Raw genomic sequence first — 15,248 nt, 5'->3', positions numbered from 1 at the left:
TGTTCTTTTGCCGAGCCGCGTGAGCGCTGGGGAAAGGGCAAGGTTTCTCCGGGGTGCAGATACAAAAATGCCGCGCGGGGCACCCAAGGGCACCCCGTGCGGCATTCAGGCCTTACTGGCAGGCTTCGCAGTCTGGCTCGTCGATCGCGCAGGCCTTCGGCACTGGCGCTGGGCCTGCTGCCTGAACCGGGGCGTTGTCGCCACCGCTGGAAACGGCGTTGAGCTTGCCGGTGTTGATGGTCGACTTCTCGGTGCTGGTCGCGGCCAGGGCACGGAGGTAGTAGGTGGTTTTCAGGCCACGGTACCAGGCCATGCGGTAGGTCACGTCCAGCTTCTTGCCCGAGGCGCCGGCAATGTACAGGTTCAGCGATTGCGCCTGGTCGATCCACTTCTGACGACGCGAGGCCGCATCGACAATCCACTTGGTTTCGACTTCGAACGCGGTGGCGTACAGGTCTTTGAGCTCTTGCGGAATACGCTCGATCTGCTGCACCGAACCATCGTAGTACTTCAGGTCGTTGATCATGACCGAGTCCCACAGGCCGCGGGCTTTCAGGTCGCGCACCAGGTACGGGTTGATCACGGTGAATTCGCCCGACAGGTTGGATTTCACGTACAGGTTCTGATAAGTCGGCTCGATCGACTGCGACACGCCGGTGATGTTGGCAATGGTTGCAGTTGGCGCGATGGCCATGATGTTCGAGTTACGGATACCTTTCTTGACGCGCTCGCGCACCGGGGCCCAGTCCAGCGACTCTTCCAGGTTGACGTCGATGTACTTGGCACCACGCGCCTCGATCAGGATCTGTTGCGAATCCAGTGGCAGGATGCCCTTGGACCACAGCGAGCCCTGGAAGGTCTCGTAGGCGCCACGCTCGTCGGCCAGGTCGCACGAAGCCTGGATGGCGAAGTAGCTGACCGCCTCCATCGACTTGTCGGCGAACTCGACGGCCGCGTCGGAGCCGTACGGGATGTGCTGCAGGTACAGCGCATCCTGGAAGCCCATGATGCCCAGGCCGACCGGGCGGTGCTTGAAGTTCGAGTTACGCGCTTGCGGCACCGAGTAGTAGTTGATGTCGATCACGTTGTCGAGCATGCGCACGGCGGTGTTCACGGTGCGTTGCAGCTTGGCGGTGTCCAGCTTGCCATCATTGATGTGGTTCGGCAGGTTGATCGAGCCCAGGTTGCAGACCGCGATCTCGTCCTTGTTGGTGTTCAGGGTGATCTCGGTGCACAGGTTCGAGCTGTGGACCACGCCCACGTGTTGCTGCGGCGAACGCAGGTTGCACGGGTCCTTGAAGGTCAGCCATGGGTGGCCGGTCTCGAACAGCATCGACAGCATCTTGCGCCACAGGTCTTTGGCCTGGATGGTCTTGAACACCTTGATCTTGTTGTACTCGGTCAGGGCTTCGTAGTACTCGTAGCGCTCTTCGAAGGCCTTGCCGGTCAGGTCGTGCAGGTCGGGCACTTCCGATGGCGAGAACAGGGTCCACTTGCCGTCATCGAAGACACGCTTCATGAACAGGTCAGGGATCCAGTTGGCGGTGTTCATGTCGTGGGTACGGCGGCGGTCATCACCGGTGTTCTTGCGCAGCTCGATGAACTCTTCGATGTCCAGGTGCCAGGTTTCCAGGTAGGCACACACGGCGCCTTTGCGCTTGCCACCCTGGTTCACGGCAACGGCCGTGTCGTTGACCACTTTCAGGAACGGCACCACGCCCTGGGACTTGCCATTGGTGCCCTTGATGTACGAGCCCAGTGCACGGACCGGGGTCCAGTCGTTGCCCAGGCCACCGGCGAATTTCGACAGCATGGCGTTGTCGTGGATCGCGTGGTAGATGCCCGACAGGTCGTCTGGCACGGTGGTCAGGTAGCAGCTGGACAGCTGCGGGCGCAGGGTACCGGCGTTGAACAGGGTCGGGGTCGAGGCCATGTAGTCGAACGACGACAACAGGTTGTAGAACTCGATCGCACGGGCTTCCTTGTCTTTCTCTTCCAGCGCCAGGCCCATGGCCACACGCATGAAGAACACCTGTGGCAGCTCGAAGCGCACGCCATCCTTGTGGATGAAGTAGCGGTCGTACAGGGTTTGCAGGCCCAGGTAGGTGAACTGCTGGTCGCGCTCGTGGTCGATGGCCTTGCCCAGACGCTCCAGGTCGTAGCCTTTCAGGGCAGGGTCCAGCAGCTCGAATTCGACGCCTTTCTCGACATAGGCCGGCAGCGCCTTGGCGTACAGGTCGGCCATTTCGTGGTGGGTGGCGCTTTCGGCGACGTTCAGGAAGCCCAGGCCTTCGGCGCGCAGGGTGTCCATCAGCAGGCGTGCAGTGACGAAGGAGTAGTTCGGCTCGCGCTCTACCAGGGTACGGGCAGTCATCACCAGGGCGGTGTTGACGTCCTTGATGGCTACGCCGTCGTAGAGGTTCTTCAGGGTTTCGCGCTGGATCAGGTCGCCATCGACTTCGGCCAGGCCTTCGCAGGCTTCGCTGATGATGGTGTTCAGGCGGGCCATGTCCAGTGGTGCCAGGCTGCCGTCGGCCAGGGTAATGCGGATGCTCGGGTGTGGCTCGACCACGGCGTCGTTGTTGGCGCGGGTCGCACGCTCCTTGGCACGCTGGTCGCGGTAGATCACGTAGTCGCGGGCGACTTTCTGCTCGCCGGCGCGCATCAGGGCCAGCTCGACCTGGTCCTGGATTTCTTCGATGTGGATGGTGCCACCCGATGGCATGCGACGCTTGAACGTGGCGGTAACCTGCTCGGTCAGGCGCGCGACGGTGTCGTGAATGCGCGACGAGGCGGCGGCGGTGCCGCCTTCAACTGCGAGGAACGCCTTGGTGATGGCAACGGTGATCTTGTCGTCGGTGTACGGGACGACAGTGCCGTTACGCTTGATCACGCGCAGTTGGCCAGGGGCGGTAGCAGCCAGATCCTGCTGGGAATCGGCGGCCTGCGGCACCTTGGCCTGCGGGTTCTCGCGAGTTGTGTCGGTTTGCATGGGTGGGTGTCTCCACAGTTTCTATATTGTACAGGCGCCTTTTGAGCGCCCACCGTTCCGTCCACTTGCTCGATAACCTCACGGGGATGCGCACTGCATGCGCACCCGCCCGCGCGGGCGTACCGACTTCGGGACAGACTCAGGAATAAGGGGCAATGGCTTGCCGCTCCCTGGCCGAAGTCAAAGGTTCTGGGCTGGGCCCAAAAACTGTTGCTGATGAGTGCCAGGCTGGCCTGCAACACCCATGCCCGAACAAGGCCCTGGGTGGGCTTGCCTCGGTCGCCTCCGCAGGAGCGGTTTGGCTGCTGAAATCACTTGAAGTTCCACCCCGAAGATCGCTTGACCTTGCGGGTTGACTTTTGTGTGTGATTTTGCACGAACCCCTATATCTAGTGGTTCGCTGCGATCGGGATACAAGATAATGCGGTATTGGGGTCTTTGCAAGGCGAGCGTCTGTGGATAACGTGTGGGTACTTTGTGGGTGAAAGGTGAGTATTCGCTGTAGGCCTTGTGCCAAGTGGTTTGCAGTATTTTTCGGCCGTTCGCCGCCCCGTCGCAGTTTTTGCGGGCGCGCACCCTACCACAAAAAACGCTCGAGCCAAGGGGGCAGGTGCGTGGCTGTAGCGGGTTGCTGCCTGTCAGATCGAGCACCGCGCGGGCCACGCTCGATTTCATGGACAGCAAAGATCTACAGTCATACGCTCAAAGGCCAAGATTGCGATCCAGAGAATAAAAAGGCCAAAGCCATGGACCAGACCCAACCCCGCATTCTGATCGTCGAGGACGACCCGCGCCTGGCCGAGCTGACCGCCGAGTACCTGCAGGCCAACGGCTTCGAGGTCGCGGTCGAGGGCGATGGCGCGCGTGCCGTGCGTCGGATCGTCGACAGCCAACCTGATCTGGTCATTCTCGACCTGATGCTGCCGGGCGAGGACGGCTTGAGCATCTGCCGCCGGGCGCGCAACCAGTACCCTGGGCCGATCCTGATGCTCACCGCACGCAGCGACGAACTCGACCAGATCCACGGGTTGGACCTGGGCGCCGACGACTATGTCTGCAAACCGGTGCGCCCGCGCCTGCTGTTGGCGCGTATCCAGGCCTTGCTGCGCCGTAGCGAAGCCCTGGACAGCAAGCGCCAGGACCTGGCGTTCGGTGCCCTGCACATCGACAACCGGCTGCGCGAGGCGCGCCTCGGTGAGCAACTGATCGAACTGACCGGCGCCGAATTCGACTTGCTCTGGCTGCTGGCCAGCAATGCCGGGCGGGTGCTTAGCCGCGAACAGATCTTCACTGCGCTGCGTGGTGTTGGCTACGACGGCCAGGACCGTTCCATCGACATCCGCATTTCCAGGATCCGCCCCAAGATCGGCGATGACCCGCTGCAGCCGCGGCTGATCAAGACCCTGCGCAGCAAGGGCTACCTGTTCGTCGGCGAGGCACCATGAACAATTCGATTTTCCTGCGCATCTATGGCGGCATGCTGGCGGTGCTGGTACTGGTGGCGCTGCTGGGCGTGCTCAGCCTGCACCTGGTCAACGAGGTGCGCGCCGCCCAGCACCGTGAGAGCCTGGCGCAAGGCACCTTCAGCCTGATGGCGGACAACCTGGCGGTGCAGAACGCAACCGAACGCAAGCGCTCGCTGTTGATCTGGGAGCGCCTGCTCGGCGTGCCACTGGCGCTGCAGCCGATGAGCGCCCGCCGGCTTGATGGCACCCAGCGTGCGCGCCTGGCCCGTGGCCTGGTGGTGGTGGAAAAAACCGGCCCGCATGCGGCACAGGTGCTGCGCAAGGTTGGCCAGGAAGATCTGATGCTGGTGGCGCAGATCAACCAGATCAGCGAGCAGTTGGCACGCGCGACACTTTATCTGCTGGCCGATGAGCTGGTGCGCTACCCGGTCACCGAACAACAGCAGCGCCTGGCCCGGTTGACGCAGGAAAAAGGCTTCGGCTTCGGCGTTGCATTGCAACGGATCGAGCGCGTCAGCCTGGACGATGACCAGCGGCACAGGGTCGAGGAGGGCGACACGGTGATGGCGCTGGGCAAGGATGGCGATTCGATCCGGGTGTTCGCCGGGTTGACCGGCTCGCCCTGGGTGCTGGAGATCGGCCCGCTGTACCAGCTCAACCCGTATCCGCCGCAGTTGCTGGTCCTGATCGCGTTTCTGGGCCTGTGCCTGATCGGTCTGGTGGTCTACTTGCTGGTCCGCCAGCTGGAGCGCCGCGTGTCGGGCCTGGAAGTTGCCGCCACACGCATCGCCCAAGGCAGCCTGGACACACGCGTACCGGCTGGCGACACCGACTCGGTAGGGCGCCTGGCCGCAGCATTCAATGGCATGGCCGAGCACTTGCAGCGTTCGCTGACCATGCAGCGTGAGCTGGTGCGCGCGGTATCCCACGAGTTGCGCACGCCGGTGGCGCGCCTGCGCTTTGGCCTGGAGATGATCGAAAGTGCCAGCACCGAGCAGGCGCGCGCCAAGCACCTGGCTGGCATGGACGGCGACATCCAGGACCTCGACAAGCTGGTCGACGAAATGCTCACTTACGCGCGCCTGGAGCAAGGCGCGCCGGCCTTGCAGTTCCAGCGGATCGACATCGATGCCTTGCTCGACCGGGTGATCGACGAGCTGGCGCCGCTGCGTGCCGATGTGCGCGTCGAGCGGGGTGAGTGCCAGGGGGCCGATGCCGACGGCGCCTGGGTCGAGGCGGAGCCGCGCTACCTGCACCGGGCGCTGCAGAACCTGGTCGGCAATGCCATGCGCCACGCCGAGTCGCAGGTACGCCTGAGCTACCAGCTGGGGCAGCAACGCTGCCGCATCGATGTGGAAGACGATGGCCCAGGCATCCCGGAGGGGGTATGGGACCGCATTTTCACGCCGTTCACCCGCCTGGACGACAGCCGCACCCGCGCCTCGGGCGGGCATGGCCTGGGCCTTTCGATCGTGCGGCGGATCATCTACTGGCATGCCGGGCGAGCCACGGTAGGGCGCAGTGCGGCGTTGGGGGGCGCCTGCTTCAGCCTGAACTGGCCGCGCCAGCAGGCAGCCTTGTAGGCCTCAGACGCTCACCAGGCTAAGCAGATGGCCGTGTTGCAGGCTGAACTGGCCGTGCAGCTCTGCCCCGCGTTGCCACTGTGGCGACAGGTCGGTGAGCAGGCGCAGGCGCGCCAGCCCCTCGCCAGACCAGTCGAGCACTTCGGCGTGCTCGAAGTAGAAACGCTGGCGGGTCAGGGGGTAGAGGGTCTTGAACAGGCTTTCCTTCAGCGAGAAGGTCAGGGTGACCGTCAGCCCAAGCTGAGCGCGGTCCAGGCGCTGCAACTCGGCCGGGGTGAGAATTTCGCCCATCAAGCGCTCGGCGCGTTCGTCATCGAGCAGGGCTTCCTGATCCAGGCCCAGGCCCTGGCAGCTGTGGGCGCCAGCGACCACCGCGGCGGCCCAGCCTTGGCCATGGGTGATCGAGCCATGAATGCCGGCGGGCCAGATGGGCGAGCGGTCTTCATGGGTGCCAGGCACATAATAGCGACCGTCCAGGCGCTGCAGCGCGGCCCGTGCGCATGCACGGCCGGCCAGGTACTCGGCCTGGCGCTTGGGCACCGAGCGTAGCAGGCTGGCGCTTGGCACTACCCCCGCGCGCTGGAAGTCGTCGGCCCCCAGCTGGGCGGGGTCGAAGGCGCAACTGACCAGCACCGCACCGGGTAATGGGCGGGGCAGGGGCCAGTGGTACTGAAGTGGGGCGCAGCAGGCGGGGAGCGTGTTCATGGCGGCTATTGTGCCAGCCGCGGCGACGGTGTGGGAGATGCAATAGCCGAGGCTGCCGTGCAGCCCATCGCGGCAAGCCTGCAGGCCCGACGATCTATGCAGTGCCTGTGGAAGCTGGCTTGCCGACGATGGGCCGCAAAGCGGGCCGTACAATCGCTATTTGAATACCTTCTTGAAAAACGCCTGCATATCCGCCCAGGAGCTTTCATCCGCGGCCTTGTTATAGCCAATGTCCGGACCGCCATGCTCGCCATGGCTCAAGCGGTCTGCGTCCGGGTTGGTGAAGCCGTGCTTGGCCCCTTCGATGCTGACGAACTGATAGTTCACCTTGGCCGCCTCCATCTCGGCCTTGAAAGCCTCGACCTGTTGCGGCGTGACCATGCTGTCGGCCGCACCGTGCTCGACCAGGATAGCCGCGCGTACCACGCCCGGTTTGGCCGGGGTAGCGGTAGCCAGTGCGCCGTGGAAGCTCACTACGCCGTCGAGTTTCTCCCCACGGCGTGCAGCATCCAGCACCACCTTGCCGCCGAAGCAGTAGCCGACCGCACCCAGCTCGTGCTTGTTGGTGTTCGGTTGCAGTTTCAGCAGCTCAAGGCCCGCATCGAAGCGCCTGGCTGCAGCGGCAGGGTCTTTCAGTGCGGCCGCCATGAACGCCTGGGCATCCTGCGGGTGCTCGGTGTGCTTGCCATCGCCATACATGTCGATGGCCAGTGCGTTATAGCCCAGCGCTGCCAGGTCACGGGCGCGGCGCTTGGCATAATCGTTCAGCCCCCACCATTCATGCACCACGACAATGCCTGGGCGCTTGCCCTCGACGGCGTCGTCGTATGCGTAGTAGCCGACCAGCCGGTTGCCGTCGGCATCCTGGTAAGGAATTTCGCGGGTTTGTACCGCCGCTTGGGCAAGGGCAGCGCTGCACATCAGGGTCAGAGCCAGCAGGACACGCATGGGTACTACTCCTAGGTCGGCAATCAAGTCGTTCAGCCGAGGTTCAGTCAGGGTTCAGTCGCGGTTCAGGGTGCCCTGCTTACTCTAGCTTCCAGACCGAAACAGCGCACCCAACTGGAGTAACCTGCCATGAAAACCTTCAATACCCTGCTTGCCGCCATGGCCGTCTGCGCCGCTGGCATCACCACCGCCCAGGCTGCCGACGACAACTTCGCCAGCCTCACCTACGGCCAGACCAGCGACAAGGTTCGCAAGTCCGGCCTGTTGCAGCGCAACACCGACAACCTCAACACCGACGGCATCATCGGCAAGGATGACACCTGGGGTGTGCGTGTGGGCAAGATCAACGACCAAGGCCGCTACTACATGACCTATGACAACGTCTCGGGAGATCACAGCGGCCTGAAACTGCGTCAGGAAAACCTGCTGGGCAGTTATGACCTGTTCCTGCCGGTGGGCGATACCACCAAGCTGTTTGGCGGTGGCAGCCTGGGCATGACCAAGCTCACCCAGGACTCGCCAGGCGCCCGCCGCGATACCGACTACGGTTATGCCTACGGGCTGCAGGCCGGTGTGATCCAGGACATCACCGACAAGGCTTCGGTGGAGCTGGGCTACCGTTACCTGCGCACCAATGCGGCAACCGAAGTGGGCGCGCATGGTGGGCCGAAGGATGGCACCCTGCGCCTGAGCAGCAGTGCGCAGACTTACCTGGCAGCCTCCTACAAGTTCTGACGGCCTGCCGGGTTATCCTGTACCGGCCTCTTCGCGGCTAAAGCCGCTGCCACAGCGATCGCACAGTCCAGCAAACCTGTGTGCTCCCTGTGGGAGCGGCTTTAGCCGCGAAGAGGCCGGTACAGGCAATAGATGAAAAGGAGCTGTATATGAAACTGCTGGTGGTCGAGGACGAAGCCTTGCTTCGCCATCACCTCTACACCCGCCTGGGCGAAAGCGGCCACGTGGTCGAGGCGGTCGCCGATGCCGAGGAGGCGCTGTACCAGGCCGGGCAGTACCACTTCGACCTGGCCATCATCGACCTGGGCTTGCCCGGTATCAGTGGCCTGGAGCTGATCACGCGCCTGCGCAGCCGGGACAAGACCTTCCCCATCCTCATCCTCACGGCCCGTGGCAACTGGCAGGACAAGGTCGAAGGTCTGGCCGCAGGCGCCGACGACTACCTGGTCAAACCCTTCCAGTTCGAAGAGCTCGAAGCCCGCCTGAATGCGCTGCTGCGCCGCTCCAGCGGCTTCACCCAGTCGACCATCGCTGCCGGCCCGCTGGTGCTCGACCTCAACCGCAAGCAGGCCAGCCTCGATGCGCAGCCGTTGGCGCTCACGGCTTATGAGTACCGCATCCTCGAATACCTCATGCGCCATCATCAGCAAGTGGTGGCCAAGGACCGCCTGATGGAGCAACTGTACCCAGGCGATGAGGAGCGTGACCCGAATGTCATCGAAGTGCTGGTCGGCCGCTTGCGCCGCAAGCTGGAAGGCGAGCAGGGGTTCAAACCCATCGATACCGTACGTGGCCTGGGCTACCTGTTCACCGAGCGCTGCCGATGATTCGTTCCCTGCGCGTGCGCCTGATGCTGGCCGCCGCCGTGCTGGCGCTGCTGTTCATGCTGGGGTTGCTGCCCGCGTTGCAGAAGGCGTTCAGCCTGGCCCTGCAGGAGTCGATCGAGCAGCGCCTGGCCTCGGACGTGACCACGCTGATATCGGCCGCGCGCATCGAAGGCGGCCAGTTGCAGATGCCCGAACTGCTGCCGGACGAGCGTTACAACCTGCCGTACACCGGCCTGCTCGGGTATATCTTCGACCGCGATGGCCAGTTGGTCTGGCAGTCCCGCGCCACCGCCGACCGGCACATCAACTACCGGCCGCGCTATGACGGGCGCGGCAACGAATTTGCCCGCATCCACCAGGCCGACGGTGAAGAGTTCTTTGTCTACGACGTCGAGATCAAGCTGCTGGGTGGCCAGAGCGCAGCCTACAGCATTGTCGCCCTGCAGCCGGTGAGCGAGTACAAGGCCACCCTCAACGGCCTGCGCGAAAAGCTCTACCTGGGCTTCGGCGCCGCCTTGCTGGCGCTGCTGGTGTTGCTGTGGGCCGGCTTGACCTGGGGCTTGCGCTCGCTGCGCCGGCTCAGCCACGAACTGGATGAGGTGGAAGCAGGGGCGCGCGATGGCCTGAGCGGCCAGCACCCCCGCGAGCTGCTGCGCCTGACCCGCTCGCTCAACCGTTTGCTGCGCAGTGAACGCGAGCAGCGTACGCGCTACCGGGATTCGCTGGACGACCTGGCACACAGCCTGAAAACCCCGCTGGCGGTATTGCAGGGGGTGGGCGAAAGCCTGCAGCAGCGCAGTGGCGAACGCGAACAGGCGCGGGTGCTGCAAAGCCAGATCGAACGCATGAGCCAGCAGATCGACTACCAGTTGCAGCGCGCCAGCCTGCGCAAGAGCGGCCTGGTGCGCCACAGTGTGCCGCTACGGCCTGTGCTCGACAGCCTGTGCAGCACGTTGGCCAAGGTTTACCGGGACAAACGCGTGGAGGTGCAACGGGTGTTACCCGGGGCGGCCCAGGTGCCGATGGAGCAGGGCGCCTTGCTGGAGATGCTCGGCAACCTGCTGGAAAACGCCTATCGGCTGAGCCTTGGCCAGGTGCGCGTAAGCCTTGAGCAAGTGCCAGGGCGCCTGACCTTGTGCATCGAAGACGACGGGCCGGGCGTGCCGGCCGACCAGCGCGAGCGCATCCTCGAGCGCGGTGAGCGGCTGGACAGCCAGCACCCGGGGCAGGGCATCGGCCTGGCGGTGGTCAAGGATATCGTCGACAGCTATGACGCCGTGCTCAGCCTGGGGGACTCCCCACTGGGTGGGGCTGCGTTCAGGATTACCTTCAACCTTGATTGATTCACGGCCCGGGTGGGCGGATTCCCGCCAACATGCCTGTACAAAACCCGCCACCGGGCGGAAATCCGCCAGCTTTCCTCACCTTTATCGCCCCGTCGTTGGGCACTAATCCTTGCTAAACAAGGCATTTGCACCCTTGCTGGGCACTTTGGCACCACCCTTGCTATTGATCTACGCAGAGGCCTGCCCAGGCAGCTCGAACACAACGACAAATCCCTCCAGGTGCAGGAGGGTTAGCGATTCAGGTGCCCCATCACCCTGGGAAGGGTGAGCCGGCACACTTGAGGAAAATTAGCCATGACGACACGTCAGCCGCTGTACAAATCCCTGTATGTCCAGGTGTTGGTCGCCATCACCATCGGCATCCTGCTCGGCCACTTCTACCCGGAAACGGGCGTCGCGCTCAAACCCTTCGGTGACGGTTTCGTCAAACTGATCAAGATGGTCATCGCCCCGATCATCTTCTGCACCGTGGTCAGCGGCATCGCCGGCATGCAGAGCATGAAGTCGGTCGGCAAGACTGGCGGCTACGCGCTGCTGTACTTTGAAATCGTCTCCACCATCGCCTTGATCATTGGCCTCATCGTCGTCAACGTGGTCAAGCCAGGCGCTGGCATGCACATCGACGTCAGCACCCTGAACGCCAGCAGTGTGGCTGCCTACGCCGCCGCCGGCGCGCAGCAGACCACGGTCGGCTTCCTGCTCAACGTCATCCCCAACACCGTGGTCGGTGCATTCGCCAACGGCGATATCCTGCAAGTGCTGATGTTCTCGGTCCTGTTCGGCTTCGCCCTGCACCGCCTGGGCAGCTACGGCAAGCCGCTGCTGGACATGATCGACCGCTTCGCCCATGTCATGTTCAACATCATCAACATGATCATGAAGCTGGCCCCGCTTGGCGCCTTCGGTGCCATGGCCTTCACCATCGGCCAGTACGGCGTGGGTTCGCTGGTGCAACTGGGCTACCTGATGGCCTGCTTCTACATCACCTGCCTGTTGTTCGTGCTGGTGGTGCTGGGCGGTATCTGCCGCGCCCACGGCTTCAGCGTGCTTAAACTGATCCGCTACATCCGTGAAGAGCTGATGATCGTGCTGGGCACCTCCTCGTCGGAATCGGCCCTGCCGCGCATGCTGGCCAAGATGGAACGCCTGGGTGCCAAGAAGTCCGTGGTTGGCCTGGTGATCCCGACCGGTTACTCGTTCAACCTCGACGGCACCTCGATCTACCTGACCATGGCAGCGGTCTTCATCGCCCAGGCCACCGACACCACCATGGACATCACCCACCAGATCACCTTGCTGCTGGTGCTGCTGGTGGCTTCCAAGGGTGCTGCCGGCGTCACCGGGTCGGGCTTCATCGTGCTGGCTGCCACCCTGTCGGCGGTGGGCCACCTGCCGGTTGCCGGCCTGGCGCTGATCCTCGGTATCGACCGCTTCATGTCCGAAGCCCGCGCCCTGACCAACCTGGTCGGCAACGCCGTTGCCACCGTGGTCGTGGCCAAGTGGGTCAAGGAAATGGACAACGACAAGCTGGCCTCGGAGCTGGCGTCCGGCGGTGCACCGCTGGTTGATACCCGCCCAACCGACGACCTGGGTGTAGCTGAAGGCCCGGCTCGTTGATAGCGGCTTGAAATGCAAAAAGGCGACCTCGGGTCGCCTTTTTCATGCCTGCACGGTCCTTGTAGGAGCGGCCTTGCGTCGCGAAAGGGCTGCGTAGCAGCCCCGGCAAGCTCGCAGGATGGCTAAAGCCCCGGGGCCGCTACGCGCCCCATCGCGACGCAAGGCCGCTCCTACAATGGGCAGCGAACAATCCTGAATCGGGGTCAGGCCAGCAGCACCTCCAACACCCGTTCCGGTGCAGGCACCTGGTAGGCCGGGCGTGGGTCCTGGGCCAGGCACTGTTCGATCAGCGCCAGGCGACCTCGGGTCGCCTTTTTCATGCCTGCGCGGTCCTTGTAGGAGCGGCCTTGCGTCGCGAAAGGGCTGCGTAGCAGCCCCCGGCAAGCTTGCAGGATGGGTAAAGCCCCGGGGCCGCTACGCGCCCCATCGCGACGCAAGGCCGCTCCTACAATGGACAGCGAACAAGCCTGAATCGGGTCAGGCCAGCACCACCTCCAACACCCGGATCACCTCCGGCTGCGGGTAATGCCAGCGCACCTGCACATCCCAGAACCTCACCCCGTACACCCGTTCCGGTGCAGGTACCTGGTAGGCCGGGCGTGGGTCCTGGGCCAGGCATTGTTCGATCAGCGCCACCAGCGGCTCACCCAGCCGCAATGCATGCTCGCGGGCCTGCGCCAATGCGCTGTCGGCCCAGTGCACGGCAATGGCTGCAGGCGCGGCGCTGGCCATCTGGTTGCTGGCGCATGCAATGCTGTCGGCGTAAGGCACGTAGGGCTTGATGTCCAGCACCGGCGTGCCGTCCAGCAGGTCGATCCCGGACAGCAGCAGCCGCCCCGGTTCAACCCCCTCCAGGCGCACCACCGACTGGCCGATGCCATTGGGCCGATGGGTGGCGCGGGTCGCGAACACGCCCATGCTCTTGTTGCCACCCAGGCGCGGTGGCCGCACCTTCAGGCGTGGCTTGTCTTCCAGCGCCTGGTGGAACAGGAACAGCAGCCAGACATGGCTGACCTGCTCCAGGCCTTCGACTGCCTCACCCTGGTCGAACGGCGGCAGCAGCTCCAGCACACCGCGGGCGGCGGGAGCCAGCTGCGGTTGGCGCGGAATGGCAAACTTTTCCTTGAAGCATGAACGGACGATACCGACCGGGGCAACGGTGTGCTGCATGGTCACTCAGCCGCGCACGCGCAAAGTCAGGCCCTTGAGGAAGTTGCGCAGCAACTGGTCGCCGCACGGCCGGTAGTTGTCGTGGCCAGCTTTGCGGAACAGTGCACTCAATTCCGGCTTGCTGACCGGGAAGTTCACGGACTTGAGGATCGCGTGCAAGTCGTCCTCCTTGAGTTCGAAAGCCACCCGCAGCTTCTTGAGGATCAGGTTGTTGGTCACCGGCAGCTCGATCGGTTGCGCCGGGCGGCTGTCATCCTTGCCGCGACGGTAGAACACCAGGCCGTCGAGGAAGTGCGCCATCACCCGTTCAGGGCAACGCACAAAGCCTTCTTCGTCTTCTTTCTTCAGGTAGGTGGCGAGCACCAGCGGGTGCACTTCGAGGCCGGAGAGGCCGATGATCTCGGCCATCTTGGCGTCGTTCACCTTGAGCATGTAGCGCAGGCTGCGCAGGACGTCGTTGTGGTTCATTGCTGCTGAATCCTGTTCAGGTGCCGCGCGTTCCAGCACGGCCTATTACTTAGAAACGTTCGGTAGTGGCCACATAGCGCCATTGGCCCAGCGGCAACTTGCCCATCGATACGCCACCCAGGCGAATGCGCCGCATGCCGACCAGCTCCAAGCGCAGGTAAGCGCACAATTCGGCGATCTGCCCGGGCTGCGGGTTTTTCAGGGCCATGCGCAGGTGGGTCTCGTTCTGCCAGCTGGCCTTGGCCTTGGGTAGCTCACGGTCATTGCGCGTAGCACCGCGGGCCAGGCGCTCCAGTGCCTGGGGCGTGGTCTGGCCGCGCACTTCAACGATGAATTCCTGCTCCAGGCGGCGCAGGTCGGCTTCGATCTTGCGGGTCACCCGCCAGTCCTGGGTGAACACTTGCAGGCCACTGGCGCCGCGCTCCAGTGGGGCGACGCAAGCCTGCCGGGCAAAGTGCCCGTGCAGCGCACGCACGCCCTCGCGGTGGGCTTCGCTGAGGCTGCCCATGTTGATGCTGGCGCGGGCGCTTTCGCTGTCCATGTCGGCAGGCTGGTTCAGCAGCAGGGTCACCGGCTCCAGGGTCTCGGCGCGGGCGCCAGGCAACAGCTCGACGCGCTGTTGCCCGACCTTGAACTGCGGCTGCTCGACCACCACGCCATCGACCGTGACCCAGCCTCCTTCAATGTACAGCTCGGCCTCGCGGCGAGAGCAGCCAAGCTGCTCGATGAGGCGTTTGGACAGGCGGACGGGTTCGGACATGGCGCAATTCGCAGAGGCAGGGAAAGGTGACCATTGTACCTGCCCCTACGCGGTTGATGATGGGAATCTGTGTCACTTGCGCCATTTCGGCGACCTGCTGCGGCATATTCAGTCGCCGCTGCACTGGCCTGTGCCCCGCAGGCGCATATGCAGCAGGGGGTAGGGTTGGCCAAGGCCGTCGGTAGGGGAGCGGCCGACCACCTCGAAACCTTCATGCAGGTAGAAGCCCAGGGCTTGCAGGTTCTGCTCGTTGACGTCCAGGGTTTCGGCATTGAGTTCGTTGATGGCGTAGCGCAGCAAGCGCCTGCCCACGCCCTGGCCACGGTAGGACGGGGCAACGAAGAGCATATCCACCCGGCTGCTGGCGACCCCGGCGAACCCGCAGATACGCTGGCGATCCTTGCAGCAGACCAGCATCACGGCGTCGAGGTAGCGGTACAACACATGCTCACGCAGCAGCCGGACATAGGCATCGGGTAGAAAATCGTGGGTCGCGCGCACCGAATCTTCCCAGACCTGGGCCAGTTCGGGGTAGTCTCTCAGGTGCGGGGTTTGCAGGGACAATGGCTGGCGCATCGGGGTACGTTCCTCTGGGGCTGAGGAAACGATAGATGCTAAAAGCGCAACAGGC

Annotated in this window: 13 protein-coding genes and 1 pseudogene; 6 read left to right on the top strand and 8 right to left on the bottom strand. The window is 63.9% G+C overall.

Annotation, left to right across the window (positions count from 1 at the left end; genetic code table 11):
• Nucleotides 1-112: 112 nt before the first annotated feature.
• A complete protein-coding gene (locus tag K4A76_RS17520; protein WP_274410800.1) occupies nt 113-2,992 on the bottom strand; it encodes a ribonucleoside-diphosphate reductase subunit alpha in 2,880 nt (959 codons plus the stop codon).
• A gap of 746 nt (nt 2,993-3,738) precedes the next feature.
• Between K4A76_RS17520 and K4A76_RS17515 the strand changes: the two genes are divergently transcribed.
• Together K4A76_RS17515 and K4A76_RS17510 are read left to right on the top strand one after the other, a co-directional pair.
• Nucleotides 3,739-4,437 carry a response regulator gene (locus tag K4A76_RS17515; protein ID WP_009682568.1) on the top strand — a complete coding sequence of 233 codons (699 nt, stop codon included), beginning with the start codon at nt 3,739-3,741 and terminating at the stop codon, nt 4,435-4,437.
• Nucleotides 4,434-6,041: an ATP-binding protein gene (locus K4A76_RS17510; RefSeq protein ID WP_274410799.1), complete on the top strand. Its 1,608-nt coding sequence runs from the start codon at nt 4,434-4,436 to the stop codon at nt 6,039-6,041. The genes K4A76_RS17515 and K4A76_RS17510 overlap by 4 nt, the downstream gene beginning before the upstream one ends.
• A gap of 3 nt (nt 6,042-6,044) precedes the next feature.
• Here K4A76_RS17510 and K4A76_RS17505 read toward each other — a convergent pair whose 3' ends face one another.
• Together K4A76_RS17505 and K4A76_RS17500 are read right to left on the bottom strand one after the other, a co-directional pair.
• Nucleotides 6,045-6,746 carry a 4'-phosphopantetheinyl transferase family protein gene (locus K4A76_RS17505; RefSeq protein WP_274410798.1) on the bottom strand — a complete coding sequence of 234 codons (702 nt, stop codon included), beginning with the start codon at nt 6,744-6,746 and terminating at the stop codon, nt 6,045-6,047.
• A 156-nt stretch (nt 6,747-6,902) separates the two neighbouring features.
• Nucleotides 6,903-7,694, bottom strand: coding sequence for a dienelactone hydrolase family protein (locus K4A76_RS17500; protein WP_274410797.1), 792 nt, complete (start codon nt 7,692-7,694; stop codon nt 6,903-6,905).
• Nucleotides 7,695-7,823: 129 nt separating this feature from the next.
• Between K4A76_RS17500 and K4A76_RS17495 the strand changes: the two genes are divergently transcribed.
• From K4A76_RS17495 to K4A76_RS17480, 4 genes are all read left to right on the top strand, one after another.
• The gene (locus K4A76_RS17495) at nt 7,824-8,429 is read left to right on the top strand and encodes an outer membrane protein (RefSeq protein ID WP_197886317.1); all 606 of its coding nucleotides are present in this window, start codon (nt 7,824-7,826) and stop codon (nt 8,427-8,429) included.
• A gap of 149 nt (nt 8,430-8,578) precedes the next feature.
• Nucleotides 8,579-9,256, top strand: coding sequence for a response regulator (locus K4A76_RS17490; protein ID WP_274410796.1), 678 nt, complete (start codon nt 8,579-8,581; stop codon nt 9,254-9,256).
• Nucleotides 9,253-10,599: an ATP-binding protein gene (locus K4A76_RS17485; RefSeq protein ID WP_274410795.1), complete on the top strand. Its 1,347-nt coding sequence runs from the start codon at nt 9,253-9,255 to the stop codon at nt 10,597-10,599. Before K4A76_RS17490 ends, K4A76_RS17485 begins: the two co-directional genes overlap by 4 nt.
• Before the next feature lie 297 nt (nt 10,600-10,896).
• Complete coding sequence (locus K4A76_RS17480; protein ID WP_054911991.1) at nt 10,897-12,219, top strand: dicarboxylate/amino acid:cation symporter; 1,323 nt, start codon at nt 10,897-10,899, stop codon at nt 12,217-12,219.
• A gap of 227 nt (nt 12,220-12,446) precedes the next feature.
• Here K4A76_RS17480 and K4A76_RS17475 read toward each other — a convergent pair.
• The 5 genes and pseudogenes from K4A76_RS17475 to K4A76_RS17455 form a co-directional block, all read right to left on the bottom strand.
• Nucleotides 12,447-12,512, bottom strand: a pseudogene (locus K4A76_RS17475) (hypothetical protein); the annotation flags it as partial.
• Between the two features lie 184 nt (nt 12,513-12,696).
• On the bottom strand, nt 12,697-13,389 hold the full coding sequence (tsaA, locus tag K4A76_RS17470; protein ID WP_144189050.1) for a tRNA (N6-threonylcarbamoyladenosine(37)-N6)-methyltransferase TrmO: 693 nt from the start codon (nt 13,387-13,389) through the stop codon (nt 12,697-12,699).
• 6 nt (nt 13,390-13,395) lie between these two features.
• A complete protein-coding gene (locus K4A76_RS17465; RefSeq protein WP_029887591.1) occupies nt 13,396-13,857 on the bottom strand; it encodes a DUF1456 family protein in 462 nt (153 codons plus the stop codon).
• Between the two features lie 49 nt (nt 13,858-13,906).
• Entirely contained in the window at nt 13,907-14,617 is a 711-nt protein-coding gene (locus K4A76_RS17460; protein WP_054911989.1) for an rRNA pseudouridine synthase, read from the bottom strand.
• 108 nt (nt 14,618-14,725) lie between these two features.
• A complete protein-coding gene (locus K4A76_RS17455) occupies nt 14,726-15,193 on the bottom strand; it encodes a GNAT family N-acetyltransferase (protein WP_274410794.1) in 468 nt (155 codons plus the stop codon).
• Nucleotides 15,194-15,248 lie beyond the last annotated feature (55 nt).

The sequence above is a fragment of the Pseudomonas sp. NEEL19 genome, assembly GCF_028751975.1.
Lineage (GTDB): Bacteria > Pseudomonadota > Gammaproteobacteria > Pseudomonadales > Pseudomonadaceae > Aquipseudomonas > Aquipseudomonas juntendi.
The sequence above is the reverse complement of the archived record's forward strand: the minus strand, read 5'-3'. Positions and strand labels throughout refer to the sequence as shown.

Coding starts and splice junctions, on each gene's coding strand:
- K4A76_RS17520 (WP_274410800.1), bottom strand. CDS start 2,992: ATGCAAACCGACACAACTCGCGAGAACCCGCAGGCCAAGGTGCCGCAG.
- K4A76_RS17515 (WP_009682568.1), top strand. CDS start 3,739: ATGGACCAGACCCAACCCCGCATTCTGATCGTCGAGGACGACCCGCGC.
- K4A76_RS17510 (WP_274410799.1), top strand. CDS start 4,434: ATGAACAATTCGATTTTCCTGCGCATCTATGGCGGCATGCTGGCGGTG.
- K4A76_RS17505 (WP_274410798.1), bottom strand. CDS start 6,746: ATGAACACGCTCCCCGCCTGCTGCGCCCCACTTCAGTACCACTGGCCC.
- K4A76_RS17500 (WP_274410797.1), bottom strand. CDS start 7,694: ATGCGTGTCCTGCTGGCTCTGACCCTGATGTGCAGCGCTGCCCTTGCC.
- K4A76_RS17495 (WP_197886317.1), top strand. CDS start 7,824: ATGAAAACCTTCAATACCCTGCTTGCCGCCATGGCCGTCTGCGCCGCT.
- K4A76_RS17490 (WP_274410796.1), top strand. CDS start 8,579: ATGAAACTGCTGGTGGTCGAGGACGAAGCCTTGCTTCGCCATCACCTC.
- K4A76_RS17485 (WP_274410795.1), top strand. CDS start 9,253: ATGATTCGTTCCCTGCGCGTGCGCCTGATGCTGGCCGCCGCCGTGCTG.
- K4A76_RS17480 (WP_054911991.1), top strand. CDS start 10,897: ATGACGACACGTCAGCCGCTGTACAAATCCCTGTATGTCCAGGTGTTG.
- tsaA (WP_144189050.1), bottom strand. CDS start 13,389: ATGCAGCACACCGTTGCCCCGGTCGGTATCGTCCGTTCATGCTTCAAG.
- K4A76_RS17465 (WP_029887591.1), bottom strand. CDS start 13,857: ATGAACCACAACGACGTCCTGCGCAGCCTGCGCTACATGCTCAAGGTG.
- K4A76_RS17460 (WP_054911989.1), bottom strand. CDS start 14,617: ATGTCCGAACCCGTCCGCCTGTCCAAACGCCTCATCGAGCAGCTTGGC.
- K4A76_RS17455 (WP_274410794.1), bottom strand. CDS start 15,193: ATGCGCCAGCCATTGTCCCTGCAAACCCCGCACCTGAGAGACTACCCC.